We start from the raw sequence: 25,285 nt of genomic DNA on the forward strand, positions 1-25,285 counted from the left end.
GGCCTACCGGCGCAGGGACTCCACGGCCCTGTCGATGCGCCGCTGCCGGGTCTCCGGGGCCTTCGCCTGCACGACCGGGTCGACGATCGCGCGCTGCCGCGAGTTCGACAGCGTGTCGAACGCTGCCCGCATCCCCGCCTCGTGCAGCGCCGTCGCCAGGTCGTCCGGCACGTCGACGCTCCGCGGCTGGGCGTCCACCTCGATCGTGACCTCGACCGAGTCCCCGGCCGCGATGCCCGCCGCCGAACGGTGCTCCGCCGAGAGCGGGACGAGGAACTGCTCGTTCATGACGCCGACGGTGGAGCGGTAGGTGTAGCCGCCGTTGATGGTGACGATCACCGCGGGGCGCTTCCCGGAGCCGAGCGCGTCGATCACGGACTGCGGGACGGGCAGTCCGGTGGCCGTCTTCCTCGCTTGCAGGACCGTCGTCGTGAACCGCATCCGTGCCTCCAGGCCGTGAACCGAAGCGCAGCGCGACGCGCGCTGACACGCGAAACCTACAGGCGCACCCGCTGTTCCGCCACCGTTCACCACCGCAGCACGGGTCGGAAACCGGCCAGGGCCACGATCATCCAGAACCCGGACCCCGGGACCGCCCCGAAGCACCCGAAAGGCACACCCCGTGCAGCACAAGCGCACCCTGGCCGGCATCGCCCTCGCCGCCGCCGCGATCGTCACCCTCGCCGGATGCTCGGCGACCAGCTCCGCCAGCACGTCGGGCAGCTCCGACGCCGACTGGAAGACCGCGACCAGCGCCGAGTCGGCGGGCGGCCTGGACGCCCTCGTCAAGGCAGCGAAGGCGGAGGGACAGCTCAACGTCATCGCACTGCCGCCGTCGTGGGCGAACTACGGCAAGATCATCGACGGCTTCACGAAGAAGTACGGCATCACGATCAACTCCGCGAACCCGAACGGCTCGAGCGCCGACGAGGTCGCCGCGGTGAAGTCCCAGAAGGGCCAGTCGACCGCCCCGGACGTGCTCGACCTCGGCAACGCGGTCCTGCAGCAGAACCTCGACCTCCTCACCGACTACAAGGTCGCGAACTGGGACGACATCCCGGCGAACCTCAAGGACGGGAAGGGCGCCTGGACGCGCGACTACACCGGCCTCATGTCGATCGGCTACGACTCGTCGAAGATCACGGACGCGCCGAAGGACCTGAACGACCTGCTCGGCTCCGAGTACAAGGGCAAGGTCTCGATCTCGGGCGACCCCACCCAGGCGAACCAGGCCGCGTCCGCGGTGTACCTCGCCGCACTCGAGAACGGCGGCTCGGCGGACGACATCACCGCCGGGGTGACCTACTTCGGCAAGCTCAAGCAGGCCGGCAACTTCCAGAACGTGCTGCCGACGCAGGCGACCGTCGCCTCGGGTGAGACCCCGGTGGTCATCCAGTGGTCGTACAACAACCTCGCGTGGGGCCCGGCCGCCGGTGCCTCCGGCAACAAGAACTGGAAGACGGTCGTCCCGGAGGGCCAGGCCCTCGGCTCGTACTACTCCCAGGCGATCAGCAAGGACGCACCGCACCCCGCGGCCGCTCGCCTCTGGCAGGAGTACATCGCCAGCCCCGACGTGCAGAACCTGTACCTCCAGGCCGGTGCCTTCCCCTCCACGCTCGCCGCGCTCGAGAAGTCGGGCAAGGTCGACCAGGACGCCCTCGACGCAGCCGGTGGCGCGCCGAAGGACTACGTGGAGCTGACGGACGAGCAGGCCACCGCGGCGGCCAAGGTGCTGTCGGCGAAGTGGGCCTCGACGATGGGGTCCTGAGCGGCATGACCAGCGCATCGGCACCGGGTGGGAGCGCGTTCGCGCCGGGCGCGACCCCCGCTCCCGCCACGGCCGGGGCCGCCGCCACCAGCGTCGCGCCGGCCCCCGCCGATGTCACCGCCCGCCGCGTCGCCGGACCCCCTGTCCGGCGCCGCGGCGGCATCGCGTGGCTCGGCCTCACCCCCTTCGCGGCGTACGTCGTGCTCTTCCTCGCCGTCCCCGCCGCGATCGCCGTCGGCAGCGGGTTCTTCGACGCCGCCGGACACGTCACCTTCGCGAACCTCGCCGCGTTCGCGGACCCGTCCGTGCTGCGGGCCTTCGGCGGCTCCTTCGCGCTGTCCGCCGTCTCCGCCGTGATCGGCGCGGTCATCGGGGCGATCGTCTGCTGGGCGCTCGCCGCACTCCGCCCCGACGGGCTCGTGCGGTCGATGATCGACTCGGCCGCGAGCGTCCTCGCCCAGTTCGGCGGCGTCATGCTCGCCTTCGCGTTCATCGCGACGATCGGTGCTCAGGGGGTCGTCACCACGTGGCTGGTGTCGGCGTTCCACGTCGACCTCAACGCGAACGGCGCGTTCCTCTACACGGTGCCCGGACTCGTCGTCCCCTACGTGTACTTCCAGGTGCCCCTGATGGTGCTGACGTTCATGCCGGCGCTCGAGGGCGTCAAGGCGCAGTGGGGCGAGGCGGCCGCCACGCTCGGCGCCTCCCGCGTCACGTACTGGCGCCGCATCGGCCTGCCCGTGCTCGCGCCGGCGTTCTGGGGATCGCTGCTCTTGCTGTTCGCGAACGGCTTCTCGTCGTTCGCGACCGCCGCGGCGCTCATCTCGCAGGGCGGCATCGTGCCGCTCACGATCCGCACGCAGCTCACCAGCGAGACGATCATCGGGCTGCAGAACGTGGCCGGGGTGCTCGCCTTCGGCATGGTCGTCGTGATGGCGGTCGTGATGGGGGCGTACTCGCTCCTGCAGCGTCGAGCAGCGAGGTGGCAACGATGAGCGCGGCCACGTCCGGCACGTCGCGTCGCTCGGGTCGGTCCCGTCCGTCGCGTCGGTCCCGTCCGTCGGGTCGGCCTGGAGGCGCGACTCGCGTGCCCCGCTTCGGCGCGGCCCCGTCACGGGTCACCGCCGCGATCGTGCTGATCGTGATCGGCCTCGTGTTCGCCGTCCCGCTCGTCGCCCTCGCGCAGTTCACCTTCCGCCAGGGGACGGACGGCGGCCTGACGTTCGCGCACTACTCCGCGATCACGGACCCGATCAACGCCTCGACCTACCAGCCGGTGTTCGACGGCCTCGGCGCCTCGCTCCTCATCGCGGTGATCACGGTGGCGATCGTGCTGCTCGTGCTCCTGCCGGCGCAGATCGTCACCGCGCTCCGCTACCCGCGCCTGCGCCGAGTCCTCGAGTTCGTCTGCATCGTGCCGATCACCGTGCCGGTCGTGGTGCTCGTCGTCGGGTTCATCCCCGTGTACCAGGTCGTCGCCCAGGTGTTCGGCTCGGGAGCGTGGACGCTGTCCTTCGCGATCGGCGTCGTCGCGCTGCCCTTCGCGTTCCGCCCGATCGCAGCGGCCATCACCGCGACGGACCTGACCGTCCTGTCCGAGGCCGCACGGTCGCTCGGTGCCTCGTGGTGGGCGGTGACGTGGCGGGTGCTCCTGCCGAACCTCCGCCGCGGCATCACGGCCGCGTGCTTCCTCACCATCACGGTCGTCCTCGGCGAGTACACCCTCGCCTCGTTCCTGTCCCGCACGACGTTCCAGACCGCGCTCGTGCTCGTGCAGCAGACCGACCCGTACGTCGCCGCGATCTTCTCGCTCGGCGCCCTGGTGTTCGGGTTCCTGCTGCTCGTCGTCATCGGCCGGATCGGGACCCGTCGGTCCGGCACCGGTGCCCGTCAGCGGCGCCGCCGGAAGGAGTCCGCATGACCGTCACCGCCCCTGCCGCACCGGCGTCGCTCGCCACAGCCGGCGCGACCGTCGAGCTCGAGGCCGTCGAGAAGCACTACGGCGCCCACCGAGCCCTCGCCGGCCTGTCGCTCCGCGTCGAACCCGGCGAGTTCGTGTCGTTGCTCGGTCCGTCCGGCTGCGGGAAGACCACGGCCCTCCGCGCGCTCGCGGGCCTCGAGGGCATCGACTCCGGATCGATCCGCATCGACGGCGCCGACGTCGCGAGCACCCCCGTCGACAAGCGGGACATCGGCATGGTGTTCCAGCAGTACTCGCTGTTCCCGCACATGACCGTCCGGCAGAACGTCGCGTTCGGCCTCGAGATGCGCCGCGTCCCGGCAGCGTCACGTCGCGAGCGGGTGATCGACGCGCTCGACATGGTGCACCTCGCCGAGTTCGCCGACCGGTACCCGCACCAGCTCTCGGGAGGCCAGCAGCAGCGCGTCGCCCTCGCCCGCGCCCTCGTCACCCGTCCCCGGGTGCTCCTGCTCGACGAACCGCTCTCCGCGCTCGACGCCAAGGTGCGCGTCTCCCTGCGCGACGAGATCCGCCGCATCCAGAGCGACCTCGGCATCACCACCGTGTTCGTCACCCACGACCAGGAGGAGGCGCTCGCCGTCTCCGACCGCATCGCGGTGATGAACGCCGGCGACATCGAGCAGATCGGCACCCCCGAGGAGCTCTACCGTTCCCCGTCCTCGGCGTTCACCGCGGACTTCGTCGGCCAGTCGAACCGGCTCCGAGGCGACCTGCGCGGCGGCGACGTGTTCGTGTACGGGTTCCGCGTGCCGGCCATCGACGCCGGAGCGCAGGACGGCCCGGTGCTCGCGTACGTGCGCCCCGAGGACGTCGCCTTCGCGGCCGAGGGTGTCACCGGCACGGTCGTCGCCTCGAGCTTCCTCGGCTCGATCCGGCGCACCACCGTCCGGCTCGACGACGACACCGTCGTGACCGTCCAGCACGAGGTCGGCGACCGCCGCGCGGCCGGCGACGCGGTCGCGGTGCGCCTGCTCGGCGCACCGGTGGCGGTCGCGCCCCTCGCGTAGCGGCCGGGCGGGTGCCCGCCTCCCTCGGTCCCCTCTGCGAAAGCGACGGTCTCCGGCCCAGCCGAGCGGTCCCTCCCGCCAACGCGACACATTCCCGCCCGCGTCCGGCAGGAACCTGTCGCTTTCGCGAGAAGGCGCCGGACTGGAGGCGCGGTGCGGCCTGGCACCGTGCCTCCAGTCCGTCCGTCCCGCGAGAGCGACAGGGTGCCGCCGGTCCGTGCGGTCCGTCCCGCGAGAGCGACAGGGTGCCGCTCGCGTGCGCCGGGTGTCTGTCGCTTTCGCGGACGGGCGGCGGGCGTCAGCGCTGGAAGCGCGCCGCGGGCTCGTCGGAGAGAGCAGCCTCGATGCGGGCGAGCATGTTCGCGGGCATCTCGGGGAGGGCGTCGAGCGGAGCCCAGAACGCCTCGGTGTTCTCGCCGTCGGCCGGGAACGGTTCCCCGGACACGTACCGGCACACGAACACGAGGTCGAGGTACTGCGCCCGGTCGCCGTTCGGGTACGTCATCTCCGGCAGGACCTGCACCCACGCCAGGCGTTCGGCGACGGCGACGACGTCCGCCTCCTCGAGGACCTCGCGCTCGGCGGCGACCGCGGGCTCCTCGCCGGGGTCGACGATGCCGGTCACCGGGGTGAACACGTGGTTGTCGGCCCGGCGCACGACGAGCAGCTCGCGCCCCGCACCCTCGCCGCGGGTGACGACGGCCGTGACCCCGGTCAGCCAGAGCGGGTCCGTCCCGATCTTCGAGCGGAGCGACAGGACGAAGTCAGGCGTGGGCATGCCGCCACGCTACCGACAAGCCGCCCTGTCACAGACTGGTCATGACCAGTAGGCTGGCCCCGTGGAGATCATCATCCTGTCCACGCCGGCTGAGGTCGGTCGCGTCGCCGCGGCCAAGATCGCCTCCGTCGTCGCGAAGAAGCCGTCCGCCGTCATCGGTGTCGCCACCGGGTCCAGCCCGCAGGGCATCTACGCCGACCTGAAGCGTCGCGTCGACGCCGGGGAGATCTCGTTCGCCGAGGCCCGCGCGTTCGCCCTCGACGAGTACGTCGGGATCCCGCTCGAACACCCCGAGTCGTACGCGAGCGTCATCGCGCGCGACGTCACCGCGCCGCTCGGGTTCGACCCGTCGCGGGTGCGGGTGCCGGACGGTCGTGCGTCCGACCTGGAGTTCGCCGCCAAGGAGTACGACGCCGCGATCCGTGCCGCCGGCGGCGTGGACGTGCAGATCCTCGGCATCGGCGCCAACGGCCACATCGGGTTCAACGAGCCGACGTCCTCGTTCGCGTCCCGCACGCGCATCAAGACCCTCGCGCCGTCCACGCGGGAGGCGAACGCCCGGTTCTTCGACTCCCTCGAGCAGGTGCCGACGCACTGCATGACACAGGGCCTCGGCACGATCCTCGACGCCCGTGAGCTCGTGCTCGTGGCGCAGGGGTCGACGAAGGCCGACGCCGTCGCGGCCGCGGTCGAAGGGCCGCTGAGCTCCTTCGTCCCCGGCTCCGCACTGCAGCTGCACCAGCACGCGACCGTCGTCGTCGACGAGGAAGCCGCGGCAGGCCTGCAGCTCGCCGACTACTACCGGTACACGTACGCGAACAAGCCGGAGTGGCAGCGGTTCGAGTGACGCCCGGGTTCAGCCGTCCGCGCACCGCTCGTACGCCGTGCGCAGGCGGCTGAGTCCCTCGTCGAGGGTCTCCGCCGAGCACCCGAAGTTGAGCCGCGCGAAGCCGACGCCCTGGCGTCCGAAGTCCGGCCCGCTGCCGAGCGCGACCTTCGCCTCGTCGACGAGCAGCGTCGCGGGGTCATCGCCCCACGGCAGCGCCCGCAGGTCGAGCCACGCCAGGTACGAGGCCTGCGGCTGCCGGTACCCCACGCCGGGCAGCACGTCGCCGAGCCGTTCCGCCAGGGTGCGTCGGTTCGCCGCGAGCTCGGTCAGCAGCGACGCGAGCCACGGTCCGCCCTCGCTGAACGCGGCGACGCTCGCCGTGTAGCCGAGGATGCCGGTGCGCTCGACGACCTCACGGGGCATCCCGTCGAACCACTGCCGCGCGCGGTCCGACGCGCCGATCATCAGCGCGCACTTGGTGCCCGCGAGGTTCCACGCCTTGCTCGCGCTCGTCAGCGCCACCCCCAGCCCGGCTGCCTCGGGACAGGAGTCGAGGAACGGGGTGAACGTCGCGTCCGCGTGCACGAGCGGGGCGTGGATCTCGTCCGACACGACCACGGCGTCCCACTCCGCGGCCAGCCGGGCCAAGGCGGCGAGCTCGTCACGGGCGTGCACCAGCCCGAGCGGGTTGTGCGGGTTGCAGAGGAGCACGGTGCGGGCGCCGTCCGCGAACGCCCGAGCGAGCCCTTCGAGGTCCATCCGCCACCCGGCCGTCGTGTCGAACGGGTCCGGCTCGCCCGAGGGTGCGAGCAGCGGCACCTCGGTGACGGAGCCGCCGGCCTCGGCCACGTACTCCCAGAACGGCGGGTACACGGGCGGCATGATGACGACCTGGTCACCCGGCTCGATCACCCGGCGGAGGATCTCCACCGCGGCCACCGAGACGTCCGTGGTGGTCCGGACGAGGTCGGGGTCGACGTGCCACGACCACCGGCTCTCGGCGAAGTCGGCGAACGCCTCGGGCAGAGCCCGCCCGTGTCCGACGTACCCGGTGTCGCCGTTGGTGACCGCGGCGACGAGGGCGTCCCGCACGGGTTCGGCGAGCATGCTGTCCATCTCGGCGACGAACATCGGCAGTACTTCGGGAGGGTAGGTCGTGTACTTCTCGCTGGTGCGGGTGCGGTGTGCATCGAAGAGGGAGACCATGACGCTCATGGGGCCATCCTGGCAGCGACGACCGACGGTCGCCGAGGGGCTGCTCGGATCGGGCGTCCGTGGTCAGCGCCCGAGTTCGGGGCGCCCGCCCAGGCGAGCCACGGTGCTGGCCGCCGCCCGCGCTGCCGCCTGGCCGGCCTCCTCCGGGCCCGCGCCGTGCGTGAGCGCTGCGACGAGTCCGGCGAGGAAGGCGTCTCCCCCGCCCGTCGGGTCGACGACGGGCGAGTCGCCGTAGGGGAGGAACACCCTGCCGGTCCGCCAGTCGACGAGGTCCCCCTGTCCGGGGACCGTCACCGCCGCGAGCGAGGGGCCACGTTCGAGCAGGGACCGCGTCACCCGGGCAGCGTCCGCCCGTTCCCGGATCGTGGTGCCGGTCCACATCGCCGCTTCCGTGGCATCCGCACGGACGACGTCCGCGAGGGCGAGGAGTTCGTCGCCGTCGTCCTCCGTCGCGCCGTCGAGCACGATGCGAGCGCCGGCTTCGGCGGCGAGGTGCGCGGCCGTGAGCACGGCATCCGTCGGCTGCTGCAGTTGCAGCGACACCACGGCCGCCTCGTCGAACAGGGACGCCGTCCGCTCGACGTCCTCCGGGCGGAGGAGAGCGTCCGAGGGGACGTCCTCCAGGAGGCGACGACCGTCGTCGTCCGTCACGTCGATCAGGAGCGCCGTCTCACCACGCCGGACCACACCGGCCACGTCCAGGCCCTCCGTGTCGGCTTCGTGCAGCACGTCGTCCCCCGCATGGTCGGTGCCGACGACGCCGACGAGTGCCACGGCGAGGCCCAGTTGGTGGAGTCCGAGCGCGTGGTTCGCCCCCTTGCCGCCGAGCCGTTCGATGCGACGAGCGACCGTCGTGGCGCGTCCGGGAGCCGGCAGGCGCTCCACCCGCACCACGAGATCTCGCGCGACCTGGCCGACCACGACCGCCCCAGCCTTCACGGTGCTCCTCCTCGTGGTCCGACCCGCCGATCTCGGCCTCGACCGCGACGAGTTCATCGCACGCCACACAACGCGCACCGCACGTCCACGCGCTCCCAGACTGAGCGAGGCTACGGCGCGCAGCGCGTCAGCGCAGCGCTCGCCCGGCGCCCCACACCCGCTGCACCTCGAGCGCCGGGGACAGCGCCACGAGGTCCGCGGCGAACCCCGGCGCGAGCCGCCCCAGACGATCGCCGAACCCCAGGGCAGCCGCGGGCACGCTCGTCAGCGCCGCCACGGCCTCGGGCAGCGACCGGCCGGTGAGCGCGACCGCGTTCCGCAACGCCGCGTCCTGCGTCAGCGTCGACCCCGCGATCGTGTCCGTCCCGGCGACGTGGGCGATCCCGCCCGCGACGGTGACCGCGAGCGACCCCAGCGTGTACGACCCGTCGGCCGAACCCGCAGCGCCCATCGCGTCCGTGACGAGCGCGACCCGGCCCGGAGCGGCGCGGAAGAGCGTGTCCGCGACGACGGGGTGCACGTGGACGCCGTCGAGGATGAGTTCGAGGGTCACGCGGTCGTCCGCCACGGCAGCCGAGATCGGGCCCGGCGCGCGGTGGTGGATCCCCGGCATGGCGTTGAAGGCGTGGGTGAGGAGGGTCGCGCCGGCGTCGAACGCGGCTCGGGCCTGGTCGTACGTGCAAACGGTGTGGCCGACGCCGACCGTGACGCCGGCCGCGACGAACCGTCGGATCGCGTCGAGGGCACCGGGAAGCTCGGGTGCGATGGTGATCTGTCGGAGCACGCCGGACCCGGCGGCCAGCAGCGCGTCGACGTCCGCTGCGGTCGGCGAGCGAAGGAACGACTCGTTGTGGGCGCCCTTGTTGTGCGGGGAGAGGAACGGCCCTTCCAGGTGGGCGCCGAGCACGAGCGGGTCGTCGTCCATCGCGGCGCGGACCCGTGCGAGCGAAGCGGCGAGGGAGGAGACCGCGTTCGCGACGAGGGACAGCACCGAGCGGGTCGTCCCGTGCGAGCGGTGCATCGCGAGGGCGTCGGCGAAGGAGTCGTCCTCGTACGCTGCACCGGCACCGCCGTGCCCGTGCAGGTCGACGAACCCCGGCGTCAGGACGGCGTCGCCGAGGTCGACGACCTCGTCCGCCGCCGGAGCCTCGGGGCCGGAGCCGACCGCGTGGATCGTGTCGCCGACGACGAGGACCCAGCCGTCCGCCCTGGAGCCGTCCGCGTCGACGACGCGGGTCGCCCGGACCAGCGTGCGCCGCGCCTCCAGGCCGCCGCTCACCGTGCCTCCCGACGGAACTGGACCACACCGGACAGCGCCGCGACCAGGATGAAGACCAGCCCCACCACCGGGTGCCCGATCGAGACCCAGCACGCGCCGGCCGCGACCACGAGCGCGACCTCGACGATCGTCTTCCCCACCACGTCGGTCTCGATCGGTGACGCCTCGGACCGGAACAGGTACCAGACCAGCGCCGCGAACACCGGCGCACCGATCATGAACAGGATGCCGGGCATGGGGAACGGCCACGCGAGGTAGCCCCAGAACGCCAGCGAGAGCAGTCCGAACGTGCACACCACGATGCGGAGCACACGCCAGCCGTCGAACTCCCGGCGGGGCTTGCCGATCGCCGACGGATCGGGGACCTCTCCCCAGTCGACGGGGGACTGCGGTGCTGACATACGTGGACCTACTTGAAGATGATCGTGCGGGCGCCGTCGAGGAGGACCCGGTCCTCCGCGATCCAGCGCACCGCCTGGGTGAGGGTGCGGGACTCCTCGTCCTGGCCGATCGACACGAGTTCCGCGGGGTCCTTCGTGTGGTCGACCCGCACCACGTTCTGCTCGATGATCGGCCCCTCGTCGAGGTCGCTCGTCACGAAGTGCGCCGTCGCACCGATGAGCTTCACCCCGCGCGCGTGGGCCTGCCGGTACGGGTTCGCACCCTTGAAGCCCGGGAGGAACGAGTGGTGGATGTTCACCGCACGGCCCTCGAGTGCCGCGCACAGCTCCGGCGAGAGGATCTGCATGTACCGGGCGAGGACGACGAGTTCGATGTCGTGCTCCTCGACGGCCTGCAGGATCCGGCGCTCCATCTCGGCCTTGGAGTCCGCGTCCGTGACCGGGCGGTGCTCGAACGGCACCGAGTAGAACGACGCCAGCTCGGACAGCTCCGCGTGGTTCGACAGCACGAGCGGGACCTCGATCGGCAGCTGCCCGCCGCGCTGCCGGTAGAGCAGGTCGTTGAGGCAGTGCCCGGCCTTCGACACGAGGACCAACGTGCGGAGCGGACGGCCGACGACGTCGAGCTGGACGCGGGCGGCGTAGCGCTCGGCGACCGGGGCGAGGGCCGCCTCGAAGGCGGCGCGGTCGACCGGGGCCAGGACCTGCAGGCGCATGAAGAACGTGTTCGTGTCGACGCTCGAGAACTGCTGCGACTCGGTGATGTTGCCGTTGGCCGCCACGACTGCTCCGGAGACGGCGTGCACGATCCCGGGCTGGTCGTCGCAGACCAGGGTGAGGGTCCAGTGCGTGGGGATCGGGGCGGTCGGGTCGGTCACCGGATCAGGGTACCGGGCCGCGGCGGCCGGGAGGCGCGGTGCAGCCCCGTCGGACGGGCGACGGGCGACAGGGCCGCGGGTGTGGGCGCGGGGCGCGGGCGTGGGGTGCGTCAGCGGGGGAGCGGGCGGGCCAGCGCGCGGTCGGCGATCGTCAGGACGCTCAGCAGCGCCGCGACCCCGACGATCACCCACGCCAGCACGTGCAGGTCCGGCGTGGTCGGGGCCTGGCCGAACACGCCGCCGATGAGCGACGAGGCACCGATCGCGCCGATGTAGACGCTCGTCCGCGAGAGCCCTGCCGCTGTACCGATGTACTCCGACGGCACGACCCGGTACAGCGCCGCCTGGTTCGACACGGAGGCCAGGGCCTGCGGGACGCCGAACAGCGCCGGCGCGAGCACGAGCAGGTACACGGGCGACCCGGCGTGCAGCAGCAGGAGGAGCAGACCGCCGACGATCGGCACCACCGCCGCGACCACCAGCGGCCCCCGGACGGCGGACTTCCGGGCGATGAGGAACGACGCCACCCCGGCGACGACCGCCGCGGGGAGCTGCATGTACCCGGCGACGTCGCTCGAGTAGCCGGCGACGTCCTGCACCCACTGCGAGAATCCGTACGTCATCGTGTACGCCAGCAGGTAGGTGAGGAACAGCCGCACGTACGTGCGCGAGAGGGCACCGTTCCGGGCGAGCATCCGCACGTCGACGAACGGCCGCACCGCGCGGCGTTCCCACAGCACGAGCGCCACGAGCAGGACGATGGCGACGCCGAGCAGCCACCAGAGCCCGGCCGGCAGGTCGAGCAGGAACACGAGCAGCGCCGACACGAACCCGGTCATGAGCAGCATGCCGAACGGGTCGAGCGCGGTGAGCACCGGCAGATCCTCGTCGTTGCGCGGGCGGAGCCGGTCGGACGGCAGCCACAGCGCGGACACGACGATGCCGAAGGCGGCGAGCGGGACGTTCACGAGGAAGATCGCGTGCCACCCGAAGGCTGCGATGAGCGCCCCGCCGAGGGGCGGACCGGCAGCGGCGGACACGAGCGACGTGATGGACAGTGCTCCGAGCACGAGCGGCGGCGTCGGCTTCCCGATCCGTGCGGAGTGCTGCCGCAGTGTGGTGAGCGCCGCCGGGTACGCCGACGACGTCCCGATCCCGATGAGGACCCGGGCGAACACCGCGCCACCGAAACCCGTGAGGACCTCGGGCACGACGCCGGCGACCCCGACGATGACGAGCCCGGTGAGGAACACCTTCTTGGGGCCGAACCGGTCCGAGAGCTTCCCCATCGTCGGCTGCGCGATGGCGCTCGCGAGGTAGAGCGCCGCGACGAGCCAGATCGCCTGCGCGGCACCGATCCCGAGGTCGCGGGAGATCGGGGCGAGGGCGACGGACACCATCGTGGTGTTGATCGGGTTGAGCAGCGGCCCGACGAGGACGGGGACGAGCAACTTCGGCCCGAAGCCGCTGCCCTTCGGGTCGGTCGCCGGGGCGATGGGTGTGGAGGCGGTTGCGCTGGACGTGGGGTGCTGCCTTTGCGACGTGGTCGCGTCGTGGGGGCCGGGAGGCGCGGCTCGCGTCACGGACGCGCGTCGCCCCTCCTGGTGGTCACGGTTCGACGAGGGTTCTGAGGATGGCGAGGGAGCGCGCGACGGTCGCGCGGTCGTCGGGTTCGAGGGCGGCGAGGCGCTCGGCGAGCAGCCGGGTCCGGACACGGTGCGACTCGTCGCGTGCGGCACGGCCGGCGTCCGTGGCGTGGACGATCGTGCGGCGGCCGTCCTCCGGGTCGGGCTCGCGGTCGGCGAGACCGAGGTCGACGAGGGCCTGGACCGTCGCGCCCATCGACTGCGGTCGGACGCCCTCGGCCCGCGCGAGGTCGGCCGTGGTGGTGGCGCCGTCGCGGATGAGACGACCGAGGGCGGCCGACTGCGAGGCGGTGACCTCGTCGACCTTCCCGACCAGCGTGGTCCGGCGGATCCTGCCGTAGAGCGTCAGCAGGTCGCCGGCGAGGTCGGACGACTCGGACGATTCCATACCGGAACGGTACTCCTTCGGAAGCCGGACTTGCAAGGCATCCTGTCGATCTCGACGAGGCGAGGGCCGAGGCGGAGGTGCGCCGCGCCTCCAGGCCCGGACGGGCGAGAACGTGGTCAGTGCGCGCTCGTGAGCGTCTCGACCAGGTGCTCCTGCACGTACCCGAGCCAGTCGTAGACGTCCCGCAGGCCGACACCGGTGTCGGCGCCGTACGACTGCGCCTCGGTCGCGGCGTCCACGATGCCCAGCCGGACCGCGATCGTCAGCCGCAGGTCGGTCAGGCAGCGGAGCCACGCCTGTTCGTCCTCCGACGTGAACGCCCCGTCACGTGCGCCCGTCAGCCAGGCGTGCACGGTGGATGCGTTGGTCGTCTTCTGCGCCACGAGGTCCGACTCGGTCCACCGCCGGAACTCCGCGCTCGCGTCGGGGTCGTCCCGGTAGGCGTCCGGGAACATCCGCGCGGCGACCGGGTCGGACGCCAGGTCCCCGTCGAGCACCTGCTGCAGCTGTTCGGTCAACGAGGTGAGCACGCCGCGCTCGCCGGAGGACATGCCGAGGTGCACGCCGTCGGCCCGGCGGACGAACGGGATCACGGAGCAGGAGCCTTGTCCACGGAGGCCTGCAGCCCGTAGCCGTGCATGGCCTCGACGTGGGCCTCCATCGTCTCGCGCGGACCCGTCGCCACGATCGCCCGGCCCTCGTCGTTGACCTGGCGCATGAGCCGCTCGGCCTTCGCCCGCGGGAACCCGAAGTACTGCTGGAAGACGTAGGTCACGTAGGACATGAGGTTCACCGGGTCGTCCCACACGACGGCGACCCAGGGTGCGTCGGGGCGCACGGTCGTGCGCTCGTCCACGTCAGGCGACAGCAGGGTCATGCATCCAGGGTGACACGAACCGGCTCGCTCGGTACGATCGTCAGGTCGCGACTGGCGTTGGATGGGTCACCATCGGGGAGCGACACCTGACACGGTGCGCTGCCGTACGCCTGGGCCGCGCCCCACCGTCCACCTCGTCGTGCACGCGCGCGACGGACAGACAACGAGGAGTCCCGTGTCCATCACCGATCTGCCCCCCGCAGTGCCCGCTTCTTCCGGGACGCAGACGTCCTTCAACGCCCCGCTGAGCGAGGTCGACCCCGAGATCGCGCGCGTCCTCGAGCAGGAGCTCGGCCGTCAGCGCGATTACCTCGAGATGATCGCGTCGGAGAACTTCGTCCCGCGCGCCGTCCTCGAGTCGCAGGGCTCCGTGCTCACGAACAAGTACGCCGAGGGCTACCCGGGCAAGCGCTACTACGGCGGATGCGAGTACGTCGACGTCGCCGAGCAGCTCGCCATCGACCGGGCGAAGGCCCTGTTCGGTGCCGAGTACGCGAACGTCCAGCCGCACTCGGGCGCCACCGCGAACGCCGCCGTCCTGCACGCCATCGCGTCCGCCGGCGACACGATCCTCGGCCTCGAGCTCGCCCACGGCGGCCACCTCACCCACGGCATGAAGCTCAACTTCTCCGGCCGCATCTACAACGCGGTGTCGTACGGCGTTGACCCGGAGACGTTCGAGGTCGACTACGACGACATCCGCGCGAAGGCGATCGAGCACCAGCCGAAGGTCCTCATCGCGGGCTGGTCCGCGTACCCCCGCCAGCTCGACTTCGCGAAGTTCCGTGAGATCGCCGACGAGGTCGGCGCGAAGCTCTGGGTCGACATGGCGCACTTCGCCGGTCTCGTCGCCGCGGGCCTGCACCCGTCGCCCGTCCCGCACGCGCACGTGGTCTCCTCGACCGTGCACAAGACGCTCGCCGGCCCCCGTTCCGGCCTGATCCTGTCGAACGACGAGTCGCTCTTCAAGAAGCTCAACTCCGCCGTGTTCCCGGGCCAGCAGGGCGGCCCGCTCATGCACGTGATCGCCGCGAAGGCGACCGCGTTCCTGCTCGCCGGCACCCCGGAGTTCAAGGACCGCCAGGAGCGCACCATCCGCGGTGCACAGGCCCTCGCAGCGCGCCTCACGCAGCCCGACGCGAAGGCCGCCGGCATCGACGTCCTCACCGGCGGGACCGACGTGCACCTGGTGCTCGTCGACCTGCGCGAGTCCGAGGTCGACGGCAAGCAGGCGGAGGATCTCCTGCACGAGGTCGGCATCACCGTGAACCGCAACGCCGTGCCGTTCGACCCGCGTCCGCCGATGGTCACCTCGGGTGTCCGCATCGGCACGTCCGCGCTGGCCACCCGTGGGTTCGGGGACGCCGAGTTCACCGAGGTCGCCGACATCATCGCGCTGACGCTCATGCCGAACCCGGACGCCGCGTCGCTCTCGGCCCGGGTCAAGGCCCTGACCGACGCGTTCCCGCTGTACGCGTGAGCGACGCGCTTCCCCGCGCGCTCTGGGCCGGGGAGGGCTCGGCCGTCCGCATCGACGGCACCGCCCTCGCCGCCCGGACGCTCGACGAGCTCCGCGGCCGGATCGACCGCCTGCACGAGCACGGCATCCGCCCCGGCCTCGGCACGATCCTCGTCGGTTCGAACCCGGGGTCGCTGTCCTACGTCGCCGGCAAGCACCGCGACTCGGCTTCGATCGGGCTGGACTCGCACCGGATCGACCTGCCGGTCACCGCGTCAGCGGCGGACATCCGTGCAGCGATCCTGCAGATGAACGACGACCCCGCGGTCACCGCGTTCATCGTGCAGCTCCCGCTGCCGGACGGCATCGACCCGACGCCCATGCTCGAGCTGATGGACCCGGCGAAGGACGCCGACGGACTGCACCCGACGAACCTGGGGGAGCTCGTGCTCGCCGTCCCGGGCGGTGCCGGCACGATCGACGCGCCGCTGCCGTGCACCCCGCGCGGCATCGTCGCGATGCTCGAGGCGTACGAGATCCCGATCCGGGGTGCGCACGTCACGATCATCGGGCAGGGGTTGACGGTCGGGCGTCCGCTCGGCCTGCTGCTCACCCGGCTCGAGGCCACCGCCACCCTGACGCACTCGTTGACGGCCGACGTCGCCGCGGAGTGCCGTCGTGCCGACATCATCGTCGCGGCGGCCGGGGTCGCCGGACTCGTCAAGCCGGACTGGGTACAGCCCGGTGCCGCTGTCATCGACGTGGGCATCACGCGCGTGGTGAACGAGGAGACCGGCAAGGCGAAGCTGCACGGTGACGTCGACCCCGCCGTGGCCTCGGTCGCGGGGTTCCTGTCGCCGACGCCCGGCGGTGTCGGTCCGATGACCCGCGCGATGCTCATGAAGAACGTGGTCGAGGCCGCGGAGCGACACGTGCACTAGACGTGCATCGTCGTCTCGAACCACGAAACCGACGTCGAACCAGCCGAAAGGTCCGGTTCGACGTCGGTTTCGTGGTTCCGTCCACGGATGGCCGCACAGGGGCGACGGTGTCCACGACCCGCTGACGACGGGTCAGTCGCGGCGGGCGCCCTGCGCGGCGTGCACGGTGAAGACGTTCGGTTCGCGGTACCCGGCCGCGGCGAAGGCGGTCGTGACGGCCGCGGCGATCGCCTCACGCGCCTCCCGGTCGACCAGCGCGATGGCAGCACCGCCGAAGCCGCCGCCGGTCATCCGCGCGCCGACCGCGCCGTGCTCCATCGCCGTCGCGACCGCGAGGTCGAGCTCCGGCACGGAGATCTCGAAGTCGTCGCGCATCGACTCGTGCGACGCGACGAGCAGCGACCCGATCGCGCGCGGGCCCTGCTCGCGGAGCGTCCGGACCGTGTCGAGGACCCGCTGGTCCTCGGTGACGATGTGCCGGACGCGACGGAAGGTCTCGTCGTCGAGCAGGTCCTGCGCGCGCGGCAGGTCGTCGACGGCGACGTCGCGAAGAGCCTCGACCCCGAGCGCCTTCGCGCCCTTCTCGCACGAGGCTCGACGAGCCGCGTAGCCACCGGTGGCGTGGGCGTGCTCGACGCGTGTGTCCATCACGAGCACCTCGAGCCCGTTCGCCTCGAGGGCGAGGTCCACGACGGCGGTGTCGAGCGTGCGACAGTCGAGGAAGACGACGGCGTCCTGCTCGCCGAGCAGCGACGCGGACTGGTCCATGATCCCGGTCGGAGCGCCGACGGCGTGGTTCTCGGAGTACTGCCCCACGCGGGCGAGGGACTTGCGGTCGAGCCCGAGCTCCCACAGGTCGTTGAACGCGAGGGCGACACCGCACTCGATCGCGGCACTCGAGGACAGGCCCGCGCCGACCGGCACGTCCGATTCGATGAACACGTCGAACCCCGTCTTGTCGGCGAGGTCGGCCCCCTGCTCACGGAGGGACCAGGCGATGCCGAAGACGTACGACGACCAGCCGTCCATCGCGTCCGGCGTGAGCTCGTCGAGCGAGAGCGACACCGGACCACCCGCTTCGTCGAACGCCGAGGCGACGCGGATGACACGGTCCGTGCGCGGTGCGATGGACGCCGTCGTGCGACGGTCGATCGCGAAGGGGAGCACGTAGCCGTCGTTGTAGTCGGTGTGCTCGCCGATCAGGTTGACCCGGCCGGGCGCGGAGTACCGCACCGCGGGCTCGTACCCGTAGACCTGCTGGAACGTCATGCGCGTTCGATCCCTCCTCGGATGAACTCGGCCGCCTTCTCGGGCACGAGGTCCCCGATCCAGGCGCCCATGGCGGCTTCGCTGCCGGCCAGGAACTTCAGCTTGTCCGCCGCACGACGTGGCGACGTGAGCTGCAGCATGAGCCGCACCGTGTCACGACCGGTGTGCACCGGCGCCTGGTGCCAGGCGGCGATGTACGGCGTCGGGTCGTCGTAGAGCTTGTCGATGCCGCGGGTGAGCCGCAGGTGCATGTGCGCGAGCTCGTCCTTCTCGGCGTCGGTCAGACCGGCGAAGTCGGGCACGTGGCGGTGCGGCAGCATGTGGATCTCGATCGGCCAACGCGCGGCGAACGGCACGAAGGCGGTGAAGTGCTCGCCTGCGAGGACGACCCGTTCGGAAGCCCGCTCGTTCGCGAGGTGCTGCTCGAACAGGTCCGGCCCGAAACGTTCGATGCTCGCCAGCAGCCGTTGGGTACGGGGCGTGACGTAGGGGTAGGCGTAGATCTGCCCGTGCGGGTGGTGGAGCGTGACGCCGATCGCCTCGCCCCGGTTCTCGAACGGGAACACCTGCTGGACGCCGGGCATCGCGGAGAGCGCGGCGGTGCGGTCAGCCCAGGCCTCGACCACCGTACGGGCGCGCGATTCGGAGATCGACGCGAAGGAACCGGCGGTCTCGGGGGAGAAGCAGACGACCTCGCAGCGGCCGACACTGCGGAACTGGCGGCCGAGGCCGACCTCGGACAGCGAGTCGAGCGACGGCGGGGCATCGTCGGCCTCGAGCAGCGGACCGAACGAGGGCGACCGGTTCTCGAACACCGCGACGTCGTACCGGCTCGGGACCTCGGACGGGTTCTCGGGCGTCTGCGGCGCGAGCGGGTCCTGGTCCGCCGGGGGCAGGAACACCCGGTTCTGCCGGCTTGCGGCGATGGAGACCCACTCGCCGGTGAGGACGTCCTGACGCATGCGCGCCGTCTCGGGTCGCGGGTCCAGGATGCGCTGGTCGATGCTGCGCTCGTCGGGCAGCGTCGAGTCGGCGTCGTCGAAGTAGAACAGGTCGCGTCCGTCCGCGAGCTTCGTCGCGCGCTTGGTGATCACCGCACCACCCTAACCCCCATACGAAGGATTGCGAAAGCGTCTGTAAGCAAGCGAAACTGTTCGCATGACGGACGACGACCTCTCCTTCCTCGCCGGCGCGCTCCCCGCGCCGCTGCGTCAGGACCGCATCGTCTCCATCGTCGAGGGCGCGCCCGGCATGGTGCGCACGGCCGCCCTGGCAGCCGCGCTCGGCACCAGTGAGGTGACCGTCCGGCAGGACCTCGCCTCCCTCGGCCTGGAGGCGCGGATCCGGCGGGTACACGGCGGTGCCGTCCGCCTCGGGGCCGGTTCCGGCGAGCGTCCGTTCGAGGAGACCGCCGTGGAGCACCAGGTCGCGAAGGCGGCCATCGGACGTGCGGCCGCGGCGCTGGTGCGCTCCGGCCAGTGCGTGGTGCTCGACGTCGGCACGACCCCCGCCGCCGTCGCCTCGGCGCTCGTCGCCCGGGAGGACCTCGTCGACGTCACCGTCGTCACGAACTCGTTGACGACGGCTCTCGCGCTCGAGGCGGCGGTGCCGCGGTTCACCGTCATCGTCACGGGCGGAACGCTCCGCCCGCTGCAGCACTCGCTCGTAGCACCGTTCAACGGTGCCGTCCTGCCGATGATCGCCGCCGACCTGGTCTTCCTCGGCGGTACCGGGCTCGACGTCGCGCACGGCCTCACGAACGTGAACCTGCCCGAGACCGAGGCGAAGCGCATGCTCGCGGCGGCGGCCCGGCGTACCGTCGTGGTGGCGGACGGGTCGAAGTTCGGCCGGGCGCACATCGGGGTCGTCCGTGCGCTCGAGGAGATCGACGTCGTCGTGACCGCCGAGACCACGGCGGACGCGGTCGCCCCGATCCGGGCGGCCGGCGTCGAGGTGGTCGTGGCGGACGGCAGCGACGGCAGCAGCGGGGACGACCCGGCACGGAACGGAAGGAACGAGACCGCATGACCGCAGCACCCACCGGGGGTCAGTACCACCTCCGCCACGCCGGACCCGACGGGGCCGTCGAAGCGATCGTCACCGAGGTCGCCGCCGGCATCCGGGAGCTCCGGGTCGCCGGGTTCGACATCACCGAGCCGTTCCCGGTGACGTCGCAGCCGCCGGGAGCGAACGGCATCGTGCTCGCGCCGTGGCCGAACCGCGTCGCCGGAGGCGTCTGGGAACTCGACGGCGAACGGCAGCAGCTCGACATCTCGGAGCCGAAGTACGGCAACGCCTCGCACGGGCTGCTGCGGTTCACGCCGTACCGCGTCGTGTCCCAGTCGTCGACGTCCGTGCTGCAGGAAGCGACGATCCACCCGCAGCACGGCTGGCCGTTCACGCTCGAGACCCGCGTGCACCACGAGCTCGTCGACGACGGCATCCGCGTCACGCACGAGGTCGTGAACCGGTCCGGGGTCCGCGCACCCTTCGCGATCGGTGCGCACCCCTACCTCCGCGCCGGGGACACCCCGGCCGAGGACCTCGTCGTCACGCTCGACGCCGCGAGCGCCTTCACGGTCGATGAGCAGAAGATCCCGAACGGCACGGTGAGCGTCGACGGGACGCCGTACGACCTCCGCGCCGGGGTCCGGGCCGGGGACGCCGACCTCGACACCGCGTACCGGGACGTCACGCCCGACGCGGACGGCATCCGGCGCACGACGATGCACGGGCCCGAGGGGGACGGCGTCGAGCTCTGGCAGGACGAGTCCTTCCCCTACGTGCAGGTGTTCACCTCCCGCGAGTTCCCCCGTGGCGACGGCACCGGGCTGGCCGTGGCGGTCGAGCCCATGACGGCGCCGGCGAACGCCCTCAACTCCGGTGAGGGGCTGCGGTGGCTCGAGCCCGACGAGTCGTGGACGGGCGCGTGGGGCATCCGCCGCGTCTGGTCCTGACGTCCCGCGACGCCGCACGCGACGAACGCCGCCCTCGGGCGGCGTTCGGTGTCCGGCGCGTGGGACGTCCGGCGAGGCGGGCGTGTCAGGCGCGGCGCATGCGCAGTGCTTCGACCGCGAGGGACTCGGTGGCGTAGCGGCCGACCTCCTGTGCCCAGGCCGGGTCGTCGCCACGGAGGGCGATGAAGTCCTTGCGCTGACGGCACACGTACCCGAGCACGGTCGTGGCGGTCGCGACCTCGATGAAGTCCTTGCGGATGTGGCGGGTCGTGACCTGCGCGTTGCGGCGGAGCGTGTCGAGCAGGAGCTCGTTGCTCATCGTCGTGTTGGTCGCTGCTGCGAGCTCGACGATGCGGCGCGCGTCACCGGTGGTGCTGGTCGGCGTGGCTTCGATGGGCTCGATCACGGTGTACCCCGTTCGTTCTGCGATGGTGCGGTCCTGCGGGATCCGTCGATCGGATCCGGGAACGACACTATCGGCGGCCGGCCAACAAACTGCTGAACGCGGACTGAACTGTGGGCCGGATTCGCCAAGAGCTGCCTGAGGAAGGGTTGTACCCCGGTGGTCGGCTCAGAGGCACTGTTCGCCGTCGGGCGGCGTGGCGAGTTCCTCGAGTGCGTCGTCGATCCGCCCGGCGAGGTACAGGTACCCGGCGTCGTTGAGGTGCTGCCCGTCGGGGGCGGCGTAGCTCGCGCTGTTCGCCCGCGTGAACCACTGTCCCGCGAGCGCGTCGATGAACGGGACGCCGACGGCCCGGGCCCCCGCGGCGACGGCTGACGAGATCCCCGTCGTCGTCTCGGCGCGGGGTCGGGGTGCCGACGGACCGATCGCGACGACGACCGCGTCGGGCCACTGGCGCTGCACCGTGCGCAGCGTCCGCTCGACGCGGCGCTCGAGGGTGTCGGCGCTGACGAGCCAGTCGTTCTGGCTTCCCTGCACGATCACGAGATCAGGGTCGAGCGAGGCGGTCTGTTCGATCCGGGAGAGGTAGTTCCACCGTGTCGAGTTCGTCGCCCCGGTGTTGACGTACCCGGTGCCTGGGACGCCGTCGATCGTGGCGTCCCAGCCGCGCTCCGTGGCGAGGTCCTGAGCCCATCCGTGCGCGCCGTCGTACGAACCACGGCCCGTCGTGTACGAGTCGCCGACGATGAGGACGTCCGAGCCGCGGGAGATCGCGGCGCTCGCCCGGGTCGCCGAGACGTCGTCGGCCTCGGGCACCGCCTGGCACGCGTCGGACACCGCGGGCAGCAGTACGAGGCACCCGGCGACGCCGACGGCCATCGCGCCGAGCGCGACGGCCGGGAGTGCGCGTCGGGATCGGCGTCGTCGTCTGACGGGCAGCGAACGAGGACCGTCCGGCCATCCGCCGTCGGTTCGTCGGGCCACGGCCGGGATTCTACGCGGCCCGGTCAGGGCGTCCGGTGATCGCGAGCCGAGTGTCCCTGATCGAGCGGGAGGACGTGGGCCGGCTGGGGGACGGCGTCCGGGAGGATGTGGGCCCCGTGGGGCTCGAACCCACGACCCTCGGATGAAAAGCCGGTGTTCAGGAGGATGTGGGCCCCGTGGGGCTCGAACCCACGACCCTCGGATTAAAAGTCCGGTGCTCTACCAACTGAGCTAGAGGCCCTCACCCGCAAGGCTAGCGGGTGAGGGCCTCCAGTTCGGAACCGTGCGTCGTGAGGTCAGCTGCGCCGACCTGTGAGCGCCCGCAGGAGCCAGGCGATCACCGCGATGACGAGCAGCACGATCCCGACCCACAGCAGGAACTTCAGGCTGGCGGCGAAGCCACCGACGAACAGCAGGATGACCGCGATCACGGCCAGGATGATGAGCAGGGCGTTCATGGAGTGTCCTCTTCTTCACGTCCGGGAGGGGTGCCTCCCTGCCGGAGCACGGTACGCCGAACCTGCCCGTTGCGTTCTCGGCGAACGGGGACGGTGATGTCACCGGCCGCGCCTACACTGCCCGGGTGCCTCGCGATCACCACCGTCCCGTCCACTTCACCGACCAGGAGTTCGCCGCGATCCAGGGCGGCGAGGACCCTGCCGTGGTGAACCGCGTCGCCCACGAGACCGCGAACGCGCTGCTCCACCGCGTGCGGCAGGACCCGGACCCGGCGGTCGTCGAGCGGCTCGTCACCTACACGGACGTGCACGGCATCGATGCGATCGCCGAGCTGTGGGCTCGCGTGGGGGCGCACACGCTCCCGGGCGCCCTGTGGCGGATCTACCTCGTGCGCACCGTGATCCGGCAGAACCCGGCTGAGATCGCGTACCTGTTCGAGCGCGGTACGGAGCGGATCGGCACGATCGACCAGGCGGTGGCGGGCGCGGAGCAGCCGACGGGCCCGGCGGAGATCCTGACGCTCGCGGACCGCATCCTGCAGGGCCTGTACACGGGCGACCTCGCGGTCGCGCTCGACCGCGGGGCGGCGTTCTGCCGGCTGACGGCGGCGGGGGCGACGACGGTGGCGGACGACGCGGACCTCACGGCGGGGGAGCGCGCGTCGGAGCTGACGACGCGGGCGCTCCGCCTGACGGAACTGGCGGCCGACCTGACCGAGGCGGCGGCGCTCTGGCGTCGCGACAGCCTGGACTGAGCGAGCGGCGGGACGGATCCGCACCGCGCCTCCCGGTCGACGCGACGAACGCACCTGAGAAGCGCGACGAACGCACTTGCGAAGGGGGAGAGGGACCGGGCCGCAGAAGCGCCTCTCGGCGCGAGGCCGCTCGAAGCGGCGAATTTTGGAGCCCGGGGCTTGCTGCGGCCCGGCGACGTCGATTCTACGAGACGTCGGCTGTGCGCACGACACTGTTCACTCTCGGTGGACACCGACGCTCCCGGGCGTGTGCCGCGACCACGGGTGAGAACTGCTCCAATCCGACGGACCAAGGGTGCCGAATCACCACCGTGGCGGGCGGCATCGTCCGCCACGAAAGCGAGGGTCCCGCGCGACCCGGTCCGCTCCCTGGCGGTCAATTCCCTGCGGGTCACGCGGGACCCTCGTCCTGCTCCGACACGCGCAACCCGAACGCGGGTGTCGGAGCACCCGCAACCGAGAGGAGGGAAACCTGGAATGCTTGCCCTCGTGGAACGCGACACCGAGAGCTGGAGCTCAGCCGAGCCGGCTCAGGCGTCCCCCGACGACCTCCTCTCCCGGGTGGCGACCGGCGACCAGGCGGCCTTCTCCGACCTGTACGACGTCCTGTCGGGCCGGGTGCTGGGCCTCGTGACGCGCCTCCTCCGGGATCGTGCGCAGTCGGAAGAGGTCACGCAGGAGGTCTTCCTCGAGGTCTGGCAGCAGGCCACCCGTTTCGACCGGAAGCGCGGGACCGCGGCCAGCTGGATCCTCACCATGGCTCACCGCCGGGCGGTCGACCGGGTCCGGGCATCGCAGTCCTCGCACGACCGCGACACGAAGGTCGGCATCCGCGACTTCGAGGCCGGGTTCGACCAGGTCTCCGAGTCCGTCGAGATCCGGATCGAGCACGAACGCGTCAGCCGGGCGTTGGGGAAGCTCACCGAGTTCCAGCGTCAGGCCGTGCAACTCGCCTACTACGGCGGCTACTCGCACCGCGAGATGGCCGACCACCTCGGTGTCCCGATCGGCACCGTCAAGACCCGTCTCCGTGATGGGATGATCAGACTCCGCGATGAGATGGGGGTGACGTCATGACCGAGCGCCACGACGACCCTGCCATGCTCACCGGGTCGCACGCCCTCGACGCGCTGTCCGACGATGAGCGCGCGCTGCTCGAGACGACCCTCTCCACCTCGCCGGAACTGCAGGCCGAGACGGACTCGCTGCGCGAGACCGCGCTGCAGCTCGCCTACGCCGTCGCCCCGATCGAACCGCCCGCGTCGCTCAAGGCGTCGCTGATGGCGCAGATCGCGTCGACTCCGCAGGCTGCTCCGCTGGACTCGGCCACCGACGTTCCCGCTGCGTCCGACGTCGTCGCCGATGACGTCCAGGAGGCGCGACCCGCCCCCGTCACGGAGCTCGCCCAGGCGGGCGGCCCGGCAGCGTCCGAGGCCCGGCGCCGGTGGTTCCAACGTCCCGCGGCCGTCCTGTCCGCCGCAGCCGCGGTCGCCGTGGTGTTCCTCGGCGTCGGACTCGGCGTGGGCACGGCCTTCGCCCCCTCGAACGAGCCCGGCCCGGGCACGACGCAGGCGAGCAGCGGACTCGACCGCATCTACGCCGCGTCGGACTTCCAGCGCAGCACCGCGAAGGTCACCGGCGGTGGGACGGCCACGGTCGTCTGGTCGAACGAGCTCGGCAAGTCCGCGGTCATCCTCGACGGGGTCGCTGCGGCTCCGAAGGGCAAGACCTACGAGCTCTGGTACATCGGTTCGGAGGGCACCGGCGGCAAAGTCAACGCGGCCGGCCTGATGGACGACGTCTCGTCCGGGGTGCACTCGGCGGTGCTCACGGGCACGATGACGCACGGCGCGACGATCGGCATGACGATGGAGCCGGCCGGTGGTTCGGAGCAGCCGACCACCACCCCGATCATGGCGGTCCCCACCACCTGACGGGTCCGTGTCACGGAAGGCGCCCCCACGCAGTCGTTGCGCGGGCATCTTTCGACATTCCACACGTCGATCGACGAGCGCGGTGTCGGACGGTGCACGTGCATCGTCTGCCCGTGCATGTTCCGGCACTGCACGAGTC

Annotated in this window: 28 protein-coding genes, 1 tRNA gene and 1 riboswitch; of the genes, 12 read left to right on the plus strand and 17 right to left on the minus strand. The window is 71.8% G+C overall.

The window, feature by feature from the left end:
• Positions 1-3 precede the first annotated feature (3 nt).
• Positions 4-441 (minus strand): YdeI/OmpD-associated family protein, encoded by a 438-nt coding sequence (locus HP507_RS09750; RefSeq protein ID WP_175351592.1) that lies wholly within the window; start codon positions 439-441, stop codon positions 4-6.
• Between the two features lie 181 nt (positions 442-622).
• On the opposite strand from HP507_RS09750, the gene HP507_RS09755 reads away from it, so the two are divergent.
• The 4 genes from HP507_RS09755 to HP507_RS09770 all read left to right on the plus strand — a co-directional run bounded on the left by HP507_RS09755 (position 623) and on the right by HP507_RS09770 (position 4,756).
• Positions 623-1,768, plus strand: coding sequence for an ABC transporter substrate-binding protein (locus HP507_RS09755; RefSeq protein ID WP_175351593.1), 1,146 nt, complete (start codon positions 623-625; stop codon positions 1,766-1,768).
• Positions 1,769-1,773: 5 nt separating this feature from the next.
• On the plus strand, positions 1,774-2,763 hold the full coding sequence (locus HP507_RS09760) for an ABC transporter permease (RefSeq protein WP_175351594.1): 990 nt from the start codon (positions 1,774-1,776) through the stop codon (positions 2,761-2,763).
• A 92-nt stretch (positions 2,764-2,855) separates the two neighbouring features.
• Complete coding sequence (locus HP507_RS09765) at positions 2,856-3,689, plus strand: ABC transporter permease (RefSeq protein ID WP_271207315.1); 834 nt, start codon at positions 2,856-2,858, stop codon at positions 3,687-3,689.
• Positions 3,686-4,756: an ABC transporter ATP-binding protein gene (locus tag HP507_RS09770; protein ID WP_175351596.1), complete on the plus strand. Its 1,071-nt coding sequence runs from the start codon at positions 3,686-3,688 to the stop codon at positions 4,754-4,756. The genes HP507_RS09765 and HP507_RS09770 overlap by 4 nt, the downstream gene beginning before the upstream one ends.
• Positions 4,757-5,054: 298 nt before the next feature.
• Here HP507_RS09770 and HP507_RS09775 read toward each other — a convergent pair whose 3' ends face one another.
• The gene (locus HP507_RS09775; RefSeq protein WP_175351597.1) at positions 5,055-5,534 is read right to left on the minus strand and encodes an NUDIX hydrolase; all 480 of its coding nucleotides are present in this window, start codon (positions 5,532-5,534) and stop codon (positions 5,055-5,057) included.
• Between the two features lie 61 nt (positions 5,535-5,595).
• Here HP507_RS09775 and nagB point away from each other — a divergent pair, with 61 nt between their 5' ends.
• Positions 5,596-6,381, plus strand: coding sequence for a glucosamine-6-phosphate deaminase (gene nagB / locus HP507_RS09780; protein WP_175351598.1), 786 nt, complete (start codon positions 5,596-5,598; stop codon positions 6,379-6,381).
• Between the two features lie 9 nt (positions 6,382-6,390).
• On the opposite strand, the gene HP507_RS09785 is transcribed toward nagB, so the two are convergent.
• The 9 genes from HP507_RS09785 to clpS form a co-directional block, all read right to left on the minus strand.
• Positions 6,391-7,578, minus strand: coding sequence for a MalY/PatB family protein (locus HP507_RS09785; protein ID WP_175351599.1), 1,188 nt, complete (start codon positions 7,576-7,578; stop codon positions 6,391-6,393).
• Positions 7,579-7,641: 63 nt separating this feature from the next.
• A complete protein-coding gene (locus HP507_RS09790; protein WP_271207314.1) occupies positions 7,642-8,517 on the minus strand; it encodes a PfkB family carbohydrate kinase in 876 nt (291 codons plus the stop codon).
• A 127-nt stretch (positions 8,518-8,644) separates the two neighbouring features.
• Positions 8,645-9,796, minus strand: a complete 1,152-nt coding sequence (gene nagA / locus HP507_RS09795; RefSeq protein ID WP_271207313.1) for an N-acetylglucosamine-6-phosphate deacetylase — start codon at positions 9,794-9,796, stop codon at positions 8,645-8,647.
• The gene (locus HP507_RS09800; protein WP_175351601.1) at positions 9,793-10,197 is read right to left on the minus strand and encodes a YrdB family protein; all 405 of its coding nucleotides are present in this window, start codon (positions 10,195-10,197) and stop codon (positions 9,793-9,795) included. The genes nagA and HP507_RS09800 overlap by 4 nt, the downstream gene beginning before the upstream one ends.
• A gap of 8 nt (positions 10,198-10,205) precedes the next feature.
• Complete coding sequence (purU, locus tag HP507_RS09805) at positions 10,206-11,075, minus strand: formyltetrahydrofolate deformylase (protein ID WP_175351602.1); 870 nt, start codon at positions 11,073-11,075, stop codon at positions 10,206-10,208.
• 110 nt (positions 11,076-11,185) lie between these two features.
• Complete coding sequence (locus HP507_RS09810; RefSeq protein WP_175351603.1) at positions 11,186-12,658, minus strand: MFS transporter; 1,473 nt, start codon at positions 12,656-12,658, stop codon at positions 11,186-11,188.
• 25 nt (positions 12,659-12,683) lie between these two features.
• Positions 12,684-13,109: a MarR family winged helix-turn-helix transcriptional regulator gene (locus HP507_RS09815; protein ID WP_175351604.1), complete on the minus strand. Its 426-nt coding sequence runs from the start codon at positions 13,107-13,109 to the stop codon at positions 12,684-12,686.
• A gap of 116 nt (positions 13,110-13,225) precedes the next feature.
• Entirely contained in the window at positions 13,226-13,702 is a 477-nt protein-coding gene (locus tag HP507_RS09820; protein ID WP_175351605.1) for a DUF2017 family protein, read from the minus strand.
• Positions 13,699-13,986: an ATP-dependent Clp protease adapter ClpS gene (gene clpS / locus HP507_RS09825; protein ID WP_175351606.1), complete on the minus strand. Its 288-nt coding sequence runs from the start codon at positions 13,984-13,986 to the stop codon at positions 13,699-13,701. The genes HP507_RS09820 and clpS overlap by 4 nt, the downstream gene beginning before the upstream one ends.
• Before the next feature lie 37 nt (positions 13,987-14,023).
• Positions 14,024-14,109: riboswitch (ZMP/ZTP riboswitch) on the plus strand.
• 52 nt (positions 14,110-14,161) lie between these two features.
• On the opposite strand from clpS, the gene glyA reads away from it, so the two are divergent.
• Both glyA and HP507_RS09835 read left to right on the plus strand, forming a co-directional pair.
• Positions 14,162-15,466 (plus strand): serine hydroxymethyltransferase, encoded by a 1,305-nt coding sequence (gene glyA / locus HP507_RS09830; RefSeq protein ID WP_271207311.1) that lies wholly within the window; start codon positions 14,162-14,164, stop codon positions 15,464-15,466.
• The gene (locus tag HP507_RS09835) at positions 15,463-16,386 is read left to right on the plus strand and encodes a tetrahydrofolate dehydrogenase/cyclohydrolase catalytic domain-containing protein (RefSeq protein ID WP_175351607.1); all 924 of its coding nucleotides are present in this window, start codon (positions 15,463-15,465) and stop codon (positions 16,384-16,386) included. The genes glyA and HP507_RS09835 overlap by 4 nt, the downstream gene beginning before the upstream one ends.
• 132 nt (positions 16,387-16,518) lie before the next feature.
• On the opposite strand, the gene galK is transcribed toward HP507_RS09835, so the two are convergent.
• Both galK and galT read right to left on the minus strand, forming a co-directional pair.
• Positions 16,519-17,655 (minus strand): galactokinase, encoded by a 1,137-nt coding sequence (gene galK, locus HP507_RS09840; RefSeq protein ID WP_175351608.1) that lies wholly within the window; start codon positions 17,653-17,655, stop codon positions 16,519-16,521.
• A complete protein-coding gene (galT, locus tag HP507_RS09845) occupies positions 17,652-18,749 on the minus strand; it encodes a galactose-1-phosphate uridylyltransferase (RefSeq protein ID WP_175351609.1) in 1,098 nt (365 codons plus the stop codon). Before galT ends, galK begins: the two co-directional genes overlap by 4 nt.
• Positions 18,750-18,813: 64 nt before the next feature.
• On the opposite strand from galT, the gene HP507_RS09850 reads away from it, so the two are divergent.
• Positions 18,814-19,683, plus strand: a complete 870-nt coding sequence (locus HP507_RS09850) for a DeoR/GlpR family DNA-binding transcription regulator (RefSeq protein ID WP_175351610.1) — start codon at positions 18,814-18,816, stop codon at positions 19,681-19,683.
• A complete protein-coding gene (locus tag HP507_RS09855) occupies positions 19,680-20,612 on the plus strand; it encodes an aldose 1-epimerase family protein (RefSeq protein WP_175351611.1) in 933 nt (310 codons plus the stop codon). The genes HP507_RS09850 and HP507_RS09855 overlap by 4 nt, the downstream gene beginning before the upstream one ends.
• 85 nt (positions 20,613-20,697) lie before the next feature.
• Here the strand turns inward: HP507_RS09855 and HP507_RS09860 are convergent, their stop codons facing one another.
• The 4 genes from HP507_RS09860 to HP507_RS09875 all read right to left on the minus strand — a co-directional run bounded on the left by HP507_RS09860 (position 20,698) and on the right by HP507_RS09875 (position 22,457).
• The gene (locus HP507_RS09860) at positions 20,698-21,018 is read right to left on the minus strand and encodes a hypothetical protein (protein WP_175351612.1); all 321 of its coding nucleotides are present in this window, start codon (positions 21,016-21,018) and stop codon (positions 20,698-20,700) included.
• A 165-nt stretch (positions 21,019-21,183) separates the two neighbouring features.
• Positions 21,184-21,999 (minus strand): SGNH/GDSL hydrolase family protein, encoded by an 816-nt coding sequence (locus HP507_RS09865; protein ID WP_175351613.1) that lies wholly within the window; start codon positions 21,997-21,999, stop codon positions 21,184-21,186.
• 168 nt (positions 22,000-22,167) lie between these two features.
• Positions 22,168-22,240: transfer RNA gene (locus HP507_RS09870), tRNA-Lys, on the minus strand.
• A gap of 55 nt (positions 22,241-22,295) precedes the next feature.
• A complete protein-coding gene (locus HP507_RS09875) occupies positions 22,296-22,457 on the minus strand; it encodes a hypothetical protein (protein WP_175351614.1) in 162 nt (53 codons plus the stop codon).
• A 125-nt stretch (positions 22,458-22,582) separates the two neighbouring features.
• On the opposite strand from HP507_RS09875, the gene HP507_RS09880 reads away from it, so the two are divergent.
• From HP507_RS09880 to HP507_RS09890, 3 genes are all read left to right on the plus strand, one after another.
• A complete protein-coding gene (locus HP507_RS09880) occupies positions 22,583-23,212 on the plus strand; it encodes a DNA-directed RNA polymerase subunit beta (protein WP_175351615.1) in 630 nt (209 codons plus the stop codon).
• Between the two features lie 477 nt (positions 23,213-23,689).
• The gene (gene sigK / locus HP507_RS09885) at positions 23,690-24,289 is read left to right on the plus strand and encodes an ECF RNA polymerase sigma factor SigK (protein ID WP_175351616.1); all 600 of its coding nucleotides are present in this window, start codon (positions 23,690-23,692) and stop codon (positions 24,287-24,289) included.
• Positions 24,286-25,146, plus strand: coding sequence for an anti-sigma factor (locus tag HP507_RS09890; RefSeq protein WP_175351617.1), 861 nt, complete (start codon positions 24,286-24,288; stop codon positions 25,144-25,146). The genes sigK and HP507_RS09890 overlap by 4 nt, the downstream gene beginning before the upstream one ends.
• Positions 25,147-25,285: the final 139 nt, after the last annotated feature.

The organism is Curtobacterium pusillum (genome assembly GCF_013359865.1).
Lineage (GTDB): Bacteria > Actinomycetota > Actinomycetes > Actinomycetales > Microbacteriaceae > Curtobacterium > Curtobacterium pusillum.

Excerpts from the sequence above, each read along its gene's own strand:
- HP507_RS09750 (WP_175351592.1), bottom strand. The coding sequence starts at position 441 with ATGCGGTTCACGACGACGGTCCTGCAAGCGAGGAAGACGGCCACCGGA.
- HP507_RS09760 (WP_175351594.1), top strand. The coding sequence starts at position 1,774 with ATGACCAGCGCATCGGCACCGGGTGGGAGCGCGTTCGCGCCGGGCGCG.
- HP507_RS09770 (WP_175351596.1), top strand. The coding sequence starts at position 3,686 with ATGACCGTCACCGCCCCTGCCGCACCGGCGTCGCTCGCCACAGCCGGC.
- HP507_RS09775 (WP_175351597.1), bottom strand. The coding sequence starts at position 5,534 with ATGCCCACGCCTGACTTCGTCCTGTCGCTCCGCTCGAAGATCGGGACG.
- HP507_RS09785 (WP_175351599.1), bottom strand. The coding sequence starts at position 7,578 with ATGAGCGTCATGGTCTCCCTCTTCGATGCACACCGCACCCGCACCAGC.
- HP507_RS09800 (WP_175351601.1), bottom strand. The coding sequence starts at position 10,197 with ATGTCAGCACCGCAGTCCCCCGTCGACTGGGGAGAGGTCCCCGATCCG.
- HP507_RS09815 (WP_175351604.1), bottom strand. The coding sequence starts at position 13,109 with ATGGAATCGTCCGAGTCGTCCGACCTCGCCGGCGACCTGCTGACGCTC.
- clpS (WP_175351606.1), bottom strand. The coding sequence starts at position 13,986 with ATGACCCTGCTGTCGCCTGACGTGGACGAGCGCACGACCGTGCGCCCC.
- galK (WP_175351608.1), bottom strand. The coding sequence starts at position 17,655 with ATGACGTTCCAGCAGGTCTACGGGTACGAGCCCGCGGTGCGGTACTCC.
- HP507_RS09850 (WP_175351610.1), top strand. The coding sequence starts at position 18,814 with ATGACGGACGACGACCTCTCCTTCCTCGCCGGCGCGCTCCCCGCGCCG.
- HP507_RS09855 (WP_175351611.1), top strand. The coding sequence starts at position 19,680 with ATGACCGCAGCACCCACCGGGGGTCAGTACCACCTCCGCCACGCCGGA.
- HP507_RS09875 (WP_175351614.1), bottom strand. The coding sequence starts at position 22,457 with ATGAACGCCCTGCTCATCATCCTGGCCGTGATCGCGGTCATCCTGCTG.
- sigK (WP_175351616.1), top strand. The coding sequence starts at position 23,690 with ATGCTTGCCCTCGTGGAACGCGACACCGAGAGCTGGAGCTCAGCCGAG.
- HP507_RS09890 (WP_175351617.1), top strand. The coding sequence starts at position 24,286 with ATGACCGAGCGCCACGACGACCCTGCCATGCTCACCGGGTCGCACGCC.